The organism is Roseivirga sp. AWQ4_251, assembly GCF_056158225.1.
The window spans coordinates 2,158,616-2,172,759 of the sequence record NZ_JBSWSW010000001.1; the positions used below are offsets into that span (position 1 = coordinate 2,158,616).

The 14,144-nt window shown below is 38.6% G+C and carries 13 protein-coding genes; 12 read left to right on the forward strand and 1 reads right to left on the reverse strand.

Annotated features, from left to right (window positions below):
- The first annotated feature begins 91 nt into the window (after positions 1-91).
- The 12 genes from ACXACJ_RS09465 (at position 92) to ACXACJ_RS09520 (ending at position 13,784) form a co-directional block, all read left to right on the forward strand.
- Positions 92-370, forward strand: coding sequence for a co-chaperone GroES (locus tag ACXACJ_RS09465; RefSeq protein ID WP_475134122.1), 279 nt, complete (start codon positions 92-94; stop codon positions 368-370).
- Positions 371-402: 32 nt separating this feature from the next.
- On the forward strand, positions 403-2,034 hold the full coding sequence (gene groL / locus ACXACJ_RS09470) for a chaperonin GroEL (protein ID WP_475134123.1): 1,632 nt from the start codon (positions 403-405) through the stop codon (positions 2,032-2,034).
- A 256-nt stretch (positions 2,035-2,290) separates the two neighbouring features.
- Complete coding sequence (locus tag ACXACJ_RS09475) at positions 2,291-2,758, forward strand: nuclear transport factor 2 family protein (protein ID WP_475134124.1); 468 nt, start codon at positions 2,291-2,293, stop codon at positions 2,756-2,758.
- 231 nt (positions 2,759-2,989) lie between these two features.
- On the forward strand, positions 2,990-4,249 hold the full coding sequence (locus ACXACJ_RS09480; protein WP_475134125.1) for a hypothetical protein: 1,260 nt from the start codon (positions 2,990-2,992) through the stop codon (positions 4,247-4,249).
- A 150-nt stretch (positions 4,250-4,399) separates the two neighbouring features.
- Positions 4,400-5,752, forward strand: coding sequence for a serine hydrolase domain-containing protein (locus ACXACJ_RS09485; protein WP_475134126.1), 1,353 nt, complete (start codon positions 4,400-4,402; stop codon positions 5,750-5,752).
- A gap of 2 nt (positions 5,753-5,754) precedes the next feature.
- Positions 5,755-6,228 (forward strand): RNA polymerase sigma factor, encoded by a 474-nt coding sequence (locus ACXACJ_RS09490; protein ID WP_475134127.1) that lies wholly within the window; start codon positions 5,755-5,757, stop codon positions 6,226-6,228.
- A gap of 2 nt (positions 6,229-6,230) precedes the next feature.
- Complete coding sequence (locus ACXACJ_RS09495; protein WP_475134128.1) at positions 6,231-6,776, forward strand: hypothetical protein; 546 nt, start codon at positions 6,231-6,233, stop codon at positions 6,774-6,776.
- A 221-nt stretch (positions 6,777-6,997) separates the two neighbouring features.
- Positions 6,998-7,453, forward strand: coding sequence for a helix-turn-helix domain-containing protein (locus tag ACXACJ_RS09500; RefSeq protein WP_475134129.1), 456 nt, complete (start codon positions 6,998-7,000; stop codon positions 7,451-7,453).
- Positions 7,443-8,006, forward strand: a complete 564-nt coding sequence (locus ACXACJ_RS09505; RefSeq protein WP_475134130.1) for a PIN domain-containing protein — start codon at positions 7,443-7,445, stop codon at positions 8,004-8,006. Before ACXACJ_RS09500 ends, ACXACJ_RS09505 begins: the two co-directional genes overlap by 11 nt.
- A gap of 152 nt (positions 8,007-8,158) precedes the next feature.
- Positions 8,159-11,104: a glycosyl hydrolase family 28-related protein gene (locus ACXACJ_RS09510; RefSeq protein WP_475134131.1), complete on the forward strand. Its 2,946-nt coding sequence runs from the start codon at positions 8,159-8,161 to the stop codon at positions 11,102-11,104.
- Between the two features lie 347 nt (positions 11,105-11,451).
- Positions 11,452-12,885 (forward strand): MBOAT family O-acyltransferase, encoded by a 1,434-nt coding sequence (locus ACXACJ_RS09515; RefSeq protein WP_475134132.1) that lies wholly within the window; start codon positions 11,452-11,454, stop codon positions 12,883-12,885.
- Positions 12,885-13,784, forward strand: a complete 900-nt coding sequence (locus ACXACJ_RS09520; protein WP_475134133.1) for a hypothetical protein — start codon at positions 12,885-12,887, stop codon at positions 13,782-13,784. Before ACXACJ_RS09515 ends, ACXACJ_RS09520 begins: the two co-directional genes overlap by 1 nt.
- Before the next feature lie 11 nt (positions 13,785-13,795).
- Here ACXACJ_RS09520 and ACXACJ_RS09525 read toward each other — a convergent pair whose 3' ends face one another.
- Positions 13,796-14,083, reverse strand: a complete 288-nt coding sequence (locus tag ACXACJ_RS09525) for a lasso peptide biosynthesis PqqD family chaperone (RefSeq protein ID WP_475134134.1) — start codon at positions 14,081-14,083, stop codon at positions 13,796-13,798.
- Positions 14,084-14,144 lie beyond the last annotated feature (61 nt).

A 14,144-nucleotide genomic window follows, 5' to 3' on the forward strand; every position in this document is an offset into this window, starting at 1 on the left:
AACTGACAAAAGTGCATGAATCGCGATTGGCACACTAAATGCAAATGGGCATTCCGACAATTTGTTTTAACACTTAACTATTTATAGAAAAATGTCAAAAGTAAACATCACTCCGCTTGCCGACAGAGTTCTAGTAGAACCTGCCATTGCTGAAGAAAAAACTGCTTCAGGTATTATCATTCCTGATACTGCCAAAGAAAAGCCTCAAAGAGGTGTTGTAGTTGCAGCAGGAGCTGGCAAAAAAGATGAGCCTCTTACTGTAAAAGAAGGCGACACCGTATTGTACGGTAAATATGCTGGAACAGAAATCACTGTTGACGGTAAAGACTACTTGATCATGAGAGAGTTTGACATTTTTGCAATTGTTTAATCGATCTGAAAAAACTAAAAATTTAAAGAGAAATGGCTAAAGAATTATTCTTTCGTAATGACGCTAGAGACCGTCTGAAAAAAGGTGTTGACACCTTGGCGGATGCTGTAAAAGTAACATTGGGTCCTAAAGGTAGAAACGTAATCATCGACAAAAAATTCGGTGCTCCTACGGTAACTAAGGATGGTGTTTCTGTAGCTAAAGAAATCGAGTTGTCAGAGCCAATCGAAAATATGGGTGCTCAGCTTGTTAAAGAAGTTGCTTCTAAAACTGCTGACAGCGCTGGTGATGGTACTACTACTGCAACTGTACTTGCTCAGGCAATTTTCAACGCAGGTATCAAAAACGTAGCGGCTGGTGCTAACCCAATGGATTTGAAAAGAGGTATCGACAAAGCTGTTGCAGCTATCGTAACTGACCTTCAGAAACAATCTAAACCAATACAAAACACCAACGAAATCAAACAAGTTGGTACTATCTCTGCCAACAACGATGAGGAAATCGGCTCTATGATTGCCGATGCCATGGAAAAAGTTGGTAAAGACGGTGTTATCACTGTTGAAGAAGCAAGAGGTACTGAAACTGAAGTTAAAACTGTAGAAGGTATGCAGTTCGACAGAGGTTACCTTTCTCCATACTTTGTGACCAACACAGAGAAAATGGAAGCTGAATTGGATAACCCATACATCTTGATCTACGACAAGAAAATCTCTTCAATGAAAGAATTGCTTCCAGTACTTGAGCCAGTAGCTCAGTCAGGCAAGCCATTGGTTATCATTGCTGAAGATGTAGACGGTGAAGCACTTGCTACTTTGGTAGTAAACAAAATCAGAGGTTCTCTAAAAATTGCTGCTGTTAAAGCTCCAGGTTTTGGCGACAGAAGAAAAGCTATGTTGGAAGACATCGCTATCCTTACTGGCGGTACTGTAATTTCTGAAGAAAGAGGTTACAAATTAGAGAACGCTACTGTTGAGTACTTGGGTACTGCTGAGAAAATCAATATCGACAAAGACAACACTACAATCGTAAATGGTGCTGGTCGTGAAGAAGATATCAAAGCAAGAGTAAACCAAATCCAACAGCAAATCGAAAACACTACTTCTGACTACGACAAAGAGAAGTTGCAAGAAAGACTTGCTAAACTTTCTGGTGGTGTGGCTATCCTTTACATCGGTGCGGCTACTGAAGTAGAAATGAAAGAGAAAAAAGATAGAGTTGACGATGCATTGCACGCAACAAGAGCTGCTGTACAAGAAGGTGTAGTTGCTGGTGGTGGTGTTGCTTTAATCAGGGCTGCTGCTTCTTTGGAAGGTATCGAAACCGAAAACGAAGACCAAGCTACTGGTGTTAACATCGTTAGAATGGCTGTTGAAGCTCCTCTAAGAACTATCATCGCTAACTGTGGTGGCGAAGGCTCTGTAGTGGTTAACGAAATCAAAAACGGTAAAGACGACTACGGTTACAACGCTAGAACTGAGAAATACGAGAACTTGATTGCAGCTGGTGTTATCGACCCAACTAAAGTAACTCGTTTAGCGCTTGAAAACGCTTCTTCTATCGCTGCTCTTCTATTAACTACCGAATGTGTAGTGGCTGAGCAACCAGAAGAGCCAGGTGCTTCTCCAATGCCTCCAATGGGCGGTGGAATGGGCGGCATGATGTAATTGCCCTCTAGTACTTAGATATTAGTACAAAGTATATAAATAAAAGCCTGTTCTCGATTGAGGGCAGGCTTTTTGGTTTTATTTAGGTTCCACAAGCCTGATTAGAATGTCATTTCGACCATAGGGAGAAATCTTATACTTGTTTATTTACCTAAGATATGTTGAAAAACTAGTACAGCTATTAAAGCCGTTTCTTAACTAAAGTCAATGGCGCAGTTTCGGATTGACCTTAGCTTTGAAGTTCAAAACATAAACAATGAAAAATACATTTAGATCTCTCCTATTCGTCATCTCTCTGGCTGTTTTTCAAGGCAGCAGTTTTGCACAGGAAATTTCAAAAAGCCACGCAGATTCACTTAACAACACTTTAGATATTTACTATGAACTTAATAAAACCATCTTTCAAGCGGGCTCTAAACCAGAAGACATTGAAAAACTCTTCACCTATTTTACTGATGATTTCACCTATGTCCACCCAAAATATGGCGGCACCTATTCCAGAGAAGACCTCTACAATGGATACATGAATAATCAGGCCAATGGTAGCTATGACGGTGAAGTAGCTGGCTTCAAAATCACCAACAAAATAGTTGGACTAAACGCTATTGTGGTCAGCAGAAGGTATTTGAAAAAAAACGGCTCAGAGATAACAGAAGGCGATGAGCAAATGACCCTTTTTGAATTCAGAGATGGTAAAATCTCTCGGATATTTGAGTATTGGTAATCCGAATACATCAAAAAACAGAATGGGATTCCTGATAGTCCTCCCAAAATCTTGAGGCCAATGCAGGTAATAATACCTTCATTGGCCTCCATCTTTTTATAGGTAGCAATAACCATCTAATGGTTTTTTAGCCCTAGTAAAAAGACTACACCTAAAGCAATCAATAACGTTTTTATATATTCAAATAGCATTTTAAATGTTTTAATAAATAATATTTATTATTTTCATTACATGAATAATAAACCTAACGCACTCAAGCCTACCCACCTTCTCAGCAATGAGATTAACACTGATGAAGGTTCTGGCATTCATATAGATGACCTGAAAATTCTTTTTGAATATATACCTGAGAAAGAAATTCTAGAACGTGTCTTTGAAAACGAATTAAAATCGAATGATTATATAGATGTCCGTGGTGCTTTGACTTTAGTAAACGAGACCTTAAAAAGTGAAAAAAAACTCAAGAAATTTGATCTTGACATGAGTTTAAGTGATATTGAATGTTTGGAGATTGGTGGACAAAATTCTCTTCTATTACGATTTAACAATCTACTTGAAGAAAATTCTGAAATCGATAAACAGTCAATTAAATTAGAAACTATTCATTCTGCTAAATCTGAATTTCTTGAGGAAAATTTCAAAATTAAGAAGTTTTCAGACTTTCTATATTCCCAAGACTTAGCTGAAATAGCTCTGGAAAACATAAGTAAACTTAAGTCAATTTTTTCAGAGAGGGTAAATGACAAAAGAAAGTATAGAATTATTGAAACCGATAGCAATTTCTATCTGAGAGGCATTACTTCCGAAAGCTATCAAGACTACAATATTCCATTTTCAGTATGCCTTTGTCTTCTTACTTTACATCGATCTTACAAAGACAGAACCCGAAAGTTCAAGGTCAGATCAATTTTTTTAGATGATTCAAATATAGAGGTGATTTTTGAAAGTGATCAAAGTACTAAGCTTAGTAATTTGGGGTTTCTTAAACATAGTATTCTTCTTTCAAATGATGAGATAAGAAGAGAGGCTGTCGGAATACTAGGTATCTCATCAATCGAATATTTGTCAACAGACCAGAATAAAAAAAAGCAAGTATTTTTTCAGCCCAAAAAAAGGCTTGAATCAGCAATATTTAAAATAGACCACAGGCAAACAAAGAGTGATAAAATTCTATCGGAAGTGCTGAATTTCACAGAATCAGTATCAAAGAACGAAGAGAGATTCTTGACAAATTTCAAGCACCTCAGTAATGAAAGCGACCCAACCTTACTCAAATTTCGTATTCAAGAAGCTTTTAAACATGCAAGAGAGGAAAGCATTAAACCATATAAAAATGAGTTTAAAATTAAACTAGAACAAGAGGTTAAAAATATGGTAGGCATTTTAGAGATAATGAATAGCTTAAGCATGATTGCTCAAAATGATCCTGACGCAAAACAGTATATAAGATACTTGTTCTATAAAGAGATTATTAAAAAACCCACTAAATAATCCAACATTAATATCAGAAGTGTAACTATTCTCCCCTGCCCTTTCATGTGTAGATATCTACAAGGCTCGGAAATTTCAAAAAAATCCACCTGATCTGTAAGATTTCCCTTCCCCTTTACGACCTATTGAAAAACCAATCAAAAAGGTCTTATGAAATCACTTCTGTTTATTGCTTTTGTAGCGCTACTTCTCCCTTCAGCTTTAGTAAATGGGCAAACTTCTGTTTCTCTCAATAGTGATCAATTGAGGAATTACCTGAACATCATTCACCAGAAGAAAAAGTTCAGTGGAGAAATATTGGTAGCAAAAGGAAGTGAGATTCTGTTTCAGGAAACTCTTGGCGGTACTTCCTTAGAACTTAATGTGAGCCTCAAAAAGAATGCGAAGTATAAAATCGCTTCCATCACCAAAACCTTTACGGGCACATTAGTAGTCATGGCTCAAGAAGAAGGCAAATTGAGCATAAAAGACAAAGCCTCACAATACTTACCAGAGCTTTCTTCCAAGTTCAAGGAGATCACAATTGAGCAACTGTTGAATCATACTTCTGGCATTCCACATAATGAAAGCATAAGCAACTATTGGCCTGTAAAATCCAAACTGGAAATGAATACGCAGCAGGTTATAGCCGAAATCAACCAAATGGATTTGCTCTCTGAACCTGGCTCTGACATGCACTATTCGAGCCTTGGTTATTATCTGTTGGCTACTATTATGGAGAAGGTTTATCAAGATGATTTTCAGCACATTCTAAAAACCAAAATTTTAAACCCACTTGAAATGAGTAATACCGGTTCTTCCAACAGCCTGAAAATTATTCCCGAAATGACATCTGGTTATCACCTGGTTTCAGATGACAGTTTGGTTGTAGCTCCTTATCGCAACTTCTCGATGCTGAAAGGTGCAGGTGACATGTATTCAACCGCTAATGATTTACTCAACTGGAGCAACAGTTTCTTCAATCAAAACCTACTAAGTGAGGAGAGTATTCAAGCCATTTTCAGCGGAAATAACTATGGTTACGGCTGGTATCTTGGAGAAGGTTCTCCCAAAAAACACTTTCATGGAGGCGGTACTTGGGGTTATTCTAGCCACTTAGCTATTTATCCAGAGGAAGAAATCTCCATCATTATCCTGAGCAATGTTTCAACCTTGCCTATTTCTGAGATTGCTGAAGATGTAGAGAAAATAGTGTTCGGATTGCCCTTTGAGATGCCTGAGTTTCAAGCAGAGATTTCAACCCAAAACATTGATCTGGAAAAATATACAGGACGTTTCGTTTCGGCTTCAAGCAATATGCAGCTAAACATTATTTCGCAAGAAGGAAAACTCTTTGCTCAACTAGCCGGGAGGCCTCCTTTTGAAATCTACGCCAAGGGAAACCACCAATTCTTTGGCAAAAAAGTGGAAATTGATTTCACTTTCGTATTAGAAAATGAAATCGTAACAGGCATAAAAGCTTCGAGAATGGGGCAAGAATTTAGTTTCGAGAAAGAAAATTAAACGTGGAAAAAGAGTTTCTGGAATTGGTTGAAGAGCATCAGGGCATTATTTACAAAGTCTGTAAAATGTATCGCGATGTTCAAGAAGATCAGGAAGACCTGTTTCAGGAAATCGTTCTGCAACTCTGGAAAGCTTTCCCAAAGTTCAGAAATGAAGCGAAAGTCAGTACATGGATGTATCGCATTGGTCTGAACACGGCCATTACTCAATTCAGAAAACGAACCGTTAATCTCGAACTCAAAGACCAGTTTTCGGAGAACTCCCAGATTTCAGCACAAACCGAGATTTCCGAAAACGAAGAGAAAATGTTCGATGCCATAAGAAAGCTTAACCCCGCTGAAAGAGCCTTAATTGCCCTTTTTCTGGAAGATTACAACTATAAGGAAATGGCCGATATTCTTGGGATTACTGAAAATTATGTAGGTGTAAAAATTAGCAGGGTGAAAGACAAATTGAAAGATATTTTAAATCAATAAAGATGGATTTAGACAGTTTAAAAGCCAATTGGAATCAAGTAGGTTCTGGTCAAAAAAGCCAGAATGACTTATTGATGATGACCAAGTTGAAAAACCATCCTCACATTATGAGAATGAAGCTCAGGTTTACTTTAGAAGCCGTACTTCTCGTGGCATTCATCGCCATCTATTACGATGCTTTTGATGGTTCTACCAAACCCCTTTGGGTCAATCTGCTGCTGATTGGGTCATCAATAGTTTTTCTTTCAACCCGAATTTTCTGTTGGCTTATGTTGAGAAATCCGGCCAAAGAAGACAATCTAAAACAGTCATTACAAAGCTTTCAATTGATGTTAAAACGCATTGGAGTTTCGCTTTTGTTAAGCGCTTTACTCTTCGGTTTGTCCATTCTCATATTTTTCGCACAGTCCGTTGAGCTTACGCGAAGCAAATACGCTGTATTGGCCTTGGCACTGATCACCTTAGGCGTCATGCTTTACTTATCAAGCAGAAATTGGCTGAAAAAGATAAAAGAAATCAACTCGACACTCACAGAGTTTCAATATTGATAATCAAATGTTTAACCTTTAAAAATTCAGAAATCATGTTAGGAATATTGCTTGCAAAAAGAGGGAAAATTAAGACACTTACCGTTTTACTAGTTGTCTCGTTACTTATGATTGGAGCCTGATTGTTGATGATGGTGTAACTACATTTTTAAATTATTCGAAATAAACGAAACATGTTTCGAATAATTCGTTTAAAATTGTATCTATCAACAATCATTAGTATGCAATTTGCAAAAGAGCTCAAGAAACCTTCCAAAGAAGAACAAAAAGCAGCATTAGAATCTTACGATGCTTTAGCTTCTGTTTTGGATGAAATTCATTCAGATTTCCCTGAAATTGAAATTCAAGAAACTTCTGAGAAAATCAAACTTCCTTTAAACGCACTTAAGCTTTTAGCGAAAATCCTAAAGGAAACAAGCCAAGGCAATCCTGTATCTATCGTTCCATTAGCCACTGAAATGACAACTCAAGCTGCAGCTGAACTATTAGGTTGTTCTCGTCCGCATTTAGTCAAGCTTCTGGAAAATGGTGAGATTAATTTCACCAAAGTTGGCAAACACAGACGAATCAAATATGAAGATGTGATTGAGTACCGAAAGAAAACGAAAGAAAGGCAGAGGAATTTATTGATCGAGATGATGAAATCAGACGAAGAAGCTGGCTTGTATGATACATAGCGTTCGTTTCACATGTGTACTTGACACCAATGTAATCTTTCCAATAGAGACTAGAGATATACTTTTCTGGTTTGCTCATTATGATTTGTTCACCCCAAAATGGAGCAAACACATTTTCGATGAGTGGGAAGAAGTGATGAAGAGAAAGGGAGTACCTCAACAAGAAATTGTTAAAAAACTCAGAATAGCCCAAAACGCATTTCCAGACGCATTGGTGAACAATTATGAATCTCTGATTCCTACGCTAACGCTTCCAGATGAAAAAGACAAACATGTTCTAGCAGCAGCCATCAAAACAAACGCAAATATTATTGTCACCAATAATTTGAAAGACTTCCCTCCTGAATATCTAGCCACGTTTAGCTTAAGCGCTAAATCTGCCGATGATTTTTTAACCGACACGATTGATCTGAATCAAAATGTAGCGATCGAGGCCTTCCGAGCTCTAGTGATGAACCGTACCAATCCAGATTTAGATGAATTCGAAATACTTGATCGGTATAGAAAAATCGGTCTACGAGACACCGCTGATTACTTGCATTCCCTTTTATAGCAGACCTGCTTTTATTTTCAGCCGTATCTTACCCCCTCACCCCATTTTATGGCTAATCATCAAAATGGGTTTCGGTAAGTGGGTAGAATGCTATAGATTTAGCTAACGCGCTGCATGATCTGCCTTTTGGATCATGTAAAAACAACTCATACATGAAACTCTCCTTATCGATTCTGGCACTGCTTTACTGTGCCTCGTTTACGCTTAAAGCACAGTCCGTTTACACTCAAAAACCTACTGATTCTGAAGCAGTTCACTTTACCTCTGAAGCTTTCAATATCAAAGCTGACGGCAAAACCGATGTTTCAGAGCAGCTTCAAACTGCCATTAACAAGGTTAAAAAAGAGCAGAATTTTGGTATTCTTTTCATTCCTGAAGGCAAATACCTGATCAGCAAAACGATTTACGTTCCGAAAGCCATTCGATTGATTGGCTATGGAAAAAACCGCCCTGAATTCATTTTGGGCAAAAGCACTCCCGGTTACCAAACCGAAAGCAATTTTATGTTCTGGTTTACGGACAACCTAGTTGAAGGCGACCAAGGGCCTCGTGATGCCGGAGCTGGAACATTTTACAGTGCCATTTCCAATATCGATTTTCGAATTGAAAAAGGAAATCCAAAAGCTGTTGCGCTTCGAACTCACTTCGCGCAGCACGGATTTGTAAGCCACTGCGACTTCCATATCGGTGATGGTTTTGCAGGCATTTATGACCTCGGAAATGAAATTGAAGACCTGAAATTCTATGGTGGAGAATATGGTATTTCTACCGCCAGAACCTCTCCAGGCTGGCCCATGATGATGATCGATTTGTACTTCGAAGGTCAACGAAAAGCTGCCGTTGTGAGCCGAAACACAGGAATGTCCATTCTTTCAATGCACGTTAAAGACACTCCAGTTGCAGTAGAACTTCAGGAAGGAGTGGCTGACAGGCTCTTTATGGAAGATTGCCTTTTTGAAAATGTCGAGACTGGCGTTTCCATTGGAGTTGAGAACGAAAGTCATAGTCAAGTGAACCTGCTCAACATCACTTGCAGCAATGTAAAAGTGCCTGTTCATTTCGCACCAAGCGGAAAAAACATAGAAGGAAAGGGCAAGAATTACCGCATCAACAACTTTGTTTATGGGCTTGTGATGAACAATATGACGGATGATTCCAACTATGAAACCATTGCAGATATTGAGGCGATTAACAGCTCTCCCAAAAAACTCGACAAGGTAATTCCCGATTTACCAAACATAGAAAACTGGGTAAACGCTAAAGACTTTGGAGCAGTTGGCGATGGTAAAACTGACGACACTCAAGCCATTCAAAAAGCATTGGCCGAAAACCAGAACGTTTACCTACCAACAGGCTGGTATAAAATCACCAAGACTCTAAAATTAAAGCCTGGCAACAAACTGATTGGCCTCCACCCTTTCGCGACACAATTGGTTTTGGATGAAAGCACTCCAAACTTTAGCGGCTTTGGCGGGCCGGTTCCTGTTCTGGAATCATCTGAAGGTGGAGATGATATTGTGAACGGAATCGGCATCAACACAGGAGCTTACAATTACCGAGCCGTTGGCTTGAAATGGATGGCCAGCGAAAACTCAATGATTAATGATGTGAAGTTCGTGGGTGGACACGGCACCATGGCCAAACCGGGCGAACCTTCTCACTACAGAAGAAGAGAAAGAAAGATCAGCACCCCTCAGGAACCTGTTTATGATGAAGGAATGGATCAAGCTTGGGACAATCAATATTGGAGCCTTTGGGTAACCAATAATGGTGGTGGAATTTTGAAAGACATTTGGACGGCCAACACTTACACCAGCGCAGGTTTGTACATCAGTAATACTTCAACTCCTGGTCGGGTTTATGCTATGTCATTGGAACATCACGTTCGCCAAGAAGCAAGATTGAATGGCGTTTCGAACTGGAAGTTCTATGCATTTCAGTTTGAAGAAGAAGGCAAAGAAGGTAAAAAAGCACAAACCCTGGATATTGAAAACAGCAAGGATTTACTCTTCTCAAATTTCTGGATGTACCGCGTAATCCGGGCGAACACACCTCGCCCTTGGGGAGTGAAAGTTTCTAACAGCCAGAATATCGATTTCCGAAATATGCGCAGCTGGACACAGGTTTTGCATCTTCCAGAGAAGACCGTTTTCGATATGAACAAAAACCTATCGGTTTATCCTGGAGACTTTGCCAGAGCATTAGTCACTGGCAATGAGCCTTCCAATAAAACTTCAGCAGACGTTGAGAAAATCGGTTTTGGCTATGAGTTCGCTACGGGTGCTGTGGCTGATAGCCAAGGCAATGTGTATTTCTGTGAGAACCAGCAGAAGCGAGTTTACAAATGGTCAGCGAAAACCAATACGGTTTCAATCTACGCGGATTATCCCTTCAAACCGTTCTCACTCGCTATCGACACAAAAGACAACTTGATTGTGATCTGCCGTTATGACCCGCAACCCGGATTTGAAGACCCGAACAAACCAGCCATGATCGAGACTTTGTCAGACAATCAGCAATACTACAGTGGCTGGGGAAATGGTGGTTGGGCGGCTTTGGCCTATGCCATCAACCCAAACCAACCAGACGACATGCAGGCATTGAAATTGGTGAATACCAATTCCGTTAAGAATGTTCAGCGAGTAATTCATCCAACACACCGCTGGAGAGGCGATTTCGCTAAAGTTGCTTCAGGTTTAGCTGAGCAGAGTTTTGTAGCACCCGATGGTGTTACCATTATTCCAAACACTTTCGACCTAGGGCGTTCTGTACAGTTGGTAGCAGTAGAGCCCAATCAATCAGAATCAGTTTATGTAACGCATGAAGACCCAAAAATCACCTATCAGTTTAAGGTTGGGGGAAATGGACAGCTAACCAACATGACGGAATTCATTACTCGAGGTGAATATGGAAATACAACTGATGTCCAAGGCAATATTTATCTAGCCGAAGGGCAAATCATAGTACTGGACAAACAAGGCAAGGAAATCAAACGCATCACACTTGACGAAAGAGTGCATTCATTGACTTTAGGCGGAAAAGACAAAAGCCTGCTTTTTGCCACTACCAGTAGATCGGTTTATAAGATCAAGCTTTAGCAAAACAAAAAGCAAAAAGGTCTATTCTAAATATCGAATAGACCTTTTTGTTTTATTTTAAGTACTCTAAAATTAATCAAGAATAACCTGATCCATCATAGGATCCTGATCCAGCATTACCTTGCGTTGATATAGAAATACTTCCTAATTTCTCAATTGTTGGTTTCTCCCAATTCATTATGTAGTTGTTTTTAGCGTTTAAGTAAAGTCCGAATGGCTACGAAACTAAAGATTTTTATTTAATAATTCATGTTTTTTTTGAAAACCCTAATTATCTATATTTTTGGTGAATTTTGTGAGAAACTTCCGAATGTAAAGTCACCCAACTAAACCACTTCTACGATTAAATGCTTTTCAATTCCTTAGAGTTCACGCTCTTTTTCCCTGTGGTTTTTGCGATTTATTGGTTGTTAGGCAATTACAGAAAAGCACAAAACTTCTTCATTTTATTTGCCAGCTATTTCTTTTATGGCTTTTGGGATTGGAGATTCCTGCTCTTGATTTTTGTGAGTTCTTTGACTGATTATTGGGTTGGCATTTACATTTCCAAGACTTCAAACCAGAGCCGTAAAAAGCAACTCCTTTGGGTTAGTCTTTTGGTAAACTTGGGAATGCTTGGGTATTTTAAATACGCTAACTTCTTTATTGAAAATTTTAATGCTTCGTTCAGACTAATGGGTAGTGCCTTAGAAATAAGTTCTTTGGAAGTTATTCTGCCCGTAGGTATAAGCTTCTATACGTTTCAGACTTTAAGCTACACTATCGATGTTTACCGAGGCAACCTAGACGCCTGTAAAAACCCTGTCTCCTTTTTCTCTTTTGTTGCTTTCTTTCCTCAACTTGTCGCTGGCCCCATAGAGCGAGCGAGCCATTTGCTTCCTCAGTTTTACGAAAAAAGAGGCTTTGATTACCATAAGGCTTTGAATGGCATGACCCAAATTGTGTATGGCTTATTCAAAAAAATGGTAATTGCGAATGGCTTGGCCGAATATGTCGAAATCATATTTGATAGCCCAGGAGAACAAAGAGGTAGCACGCTGGCTGTTGGAAGTATCTTTTTCGCCTTTCAACTTTACTGTGATTTTTCTGGATATTCAGACATTGCCATTGGCGCTGCAAAGTTATTAGGCTTCGATCTTAACCAGAATTTTGCAGCCCCTTACTTCTCAAGAAACATGCGGGAATTTTGGAGAAGATGGCACGTCTCGTTGAATACGTGGTTTAGAGATTATCTTTACTTACCGTTAGGGGGAAGCAGAGGTTCTAAGTTCTTTAAAGTCAGAAATATTTTCATAATCTATATTGTTAGTGGTTTTTGGCACGGTGCACGCTTCAGCTTTTTGATGTTTGGATTCATGAATTTCGTTTACCATTATATACCAACATGGAAAAAAAGTAATGAAAAGGAACCCGAAATAGTCGCTCAAGGCAAATGGTTCCCATCTTTTAAAGACATCTTCAGAATGGCGTTGACTAATATGATGATCGTGTCAATGATGATCGCTTTTCGTGCGACAACCCTAGAAACGATCTATCTTTTCCATAAAGGCATTTTCTCCAGTTCTCTTTTCAGCATGCCTAAAACGAGCTTAAATTGGCTTTTAGGCGCGTGTGTTTTCGCTATTGTTGAATGGTTTGGCCGAGAATATCAATATGCTTTAGAATGGGTTCCATTAAAGCTAAAACCACCCTATGTTTGGGCCATATTGAGCATTATTTTCTTTGTATGCTTATTATTGAAAGCCCCTGAAAATCCTGATTACATTTACTTTCAATTTTGATGAAGAAGTTTGTAATAGAATTTTTGATTTCGTCCTTATTCGTTTGCCTTAGCTTGTATTGGGTAATTATGCAAATCAAGGGTAATGACGATAGCTCTTACCTTAAGTTTACCTCGCCAAAGCAGACTTCACTTATTATTGGTTCATCTAGAGCAGGAAGTGATATGGTACCTTCTGTAATTCAAAGAGAATTGGGAATGGATATTTTCAACTATGGGTTTTCCATGTTTGTAAGTCCTTATGGCTCTGTTTATTTTGAAAGTATTCAAAGAAAATTGGACAAAACCGCATCTGATGGTCTGTTTCTACTTGAAGTAAATCCCATGACTATTTCTTCACTGACAGAAGACCCTAACGACTCTGCCCATTTTAAAGAGAACGGATTGATGTTGGATCTCATGAAAAACGTGAATGCCAACCCTAATCTGGAATATCTTCACAAAGTCTACAATAAGCGATTTATCGATCCTCTTTTACGCGATAGAAAAGATATGATGCTTCATAAAAATGGCTGGCTAGAATATATGGACACCAGTCTTGAAGAAAAACAGGCGCTATTAGAATCCTCTGTGGATTTCACCATAAAAAACACTCAAGAGGTTTCAGAGCTAAGAATAAAGTACTTGAAAAAAACCATCTCGCTTTTAAAACAACATGGACGCGTGGTAATCATCAGAGTGCCCATTCACGAACTGATACATCAAACAGAGGAAGAAAGAATGCCAGAATTTGATGATTTGATGACTGAAGTCTCTAAAGAAATGGAAATCCCCTACTTAAACTTCTCCAGCATTAACCATCAATTTGAATATAAAGATGGAAGCCATTTTATATCTGAATCAGCTGTTCGGTTTTCGAAAGTCCTATGTGATTCCTTAAAATCTGAACTCGAGAACTAATAATTGGGAGTTTAAGCTTCTATAACGATTAAATTATTCTCGTTAAGATCATTAAGCAATTCCAGTACATCCTCTTCACATTGCTTTAAATCTACCTGATATTCAGCCGATAATTCTTTCACTAGATCTTCAACCACATAAGGTTTCTCTATTTTATTCCAAATAAGTCCTGCAATGGCATTCATTTTATAATATTCACCATTTTCAATACTCATCAACACGGTTTCATCATCAATCTGATTCACCAATTGCCCATCAGCTTGTTTAATCTTATTCAAAAGCCCTATTTCCTTGCTCATCTCTCACTGTTATGAGCGCAAAGATATTTCTAATATTATAAGAATAACCACATTCTTTAGA

Coding starts and splice junctions, on each gene's coding strand:
- ACXACJ_RS09465 (WP_475134122.1), top strand. CDS start 92: ATGTCAAAAGTAAACATCACTCCGCTTGCCGACAGAGTTCTAGTAGAA.
- groL (WP_475134123.1), top strand. CDS start 403: ATGGCTAAAGAATTATTCTTTCGTAATGACGCTAGAGACCGTCTGAAA.
- ACXACJ_RS09475 (WP_475134124.1), top strand. CDS start 2,291: ATGAAAAATACATTTAGATCTCTCCTATTCGTCATCTCTCTGGCTGTT.
- ACXACJ_RS09480 (WP_475134125.1), top strand. CDS start 2,990: ATGAATAATAAACCTAACGCACTCAAGCCTACCCACCTTCTCAGCAAT.
- ACXACJ_RS09485 (WP_475134126.1), top strand. CDS start 4,400: ATGAAATCACTTCTGTTTATTGCTTTTGTAGCGCTACTTCTCCCTTCA.
- ACXACJ_RS09495 (WP_475134128.1), top strand. CDS start 6,231: ATGGATTTAGACAGTTTAAAAGCCAATTGGAATCAAGTAGGTTCTGGT.
- ACXACJ_RS09500 (WP_475134129.1), top strand. CDS start 6,998: ATGCAATTTGCAAAAGAGCTCAAGAAACCTTCCAAAGAAGAACAAAAA.
- ACXACJ_RS09505 (WP_475134130.1), top strand. CDS start 7,443: ATGATACATAGCGTTCGTTTCACATGTGTACTTGACACCAATGTAATC.
- ACXACJ_RS09510 (WP_475134131.1), top strand. CDS start 8,159: ATGAAACTCTCCTTATCGATTCTGGCACTGCTTTACTGTGCCTCGTTT.
- ACXACJ_RS09515 (WP_475134132.1), top strand. CDS start 11,452: ATGCTTTTCAATTCCTTAGAGTTCACGCTCTTTTTCCCTGTGGTTTTT.
- ACXACJ_RS09520 (WP_475134133.1), top strand. CDS start 12,885: ATGAAGAAGTTTGTAATAGAATTTTTGATTTCGTCCTTATTCGTTTGC.
- ACXACJ_RS09525 (WP_475134134.1), bottom strand. CDS start 14,083: ATGAGCAAGGAAATAGGGCTTTTGAATAAGATTAAACAAGCTGATGGG.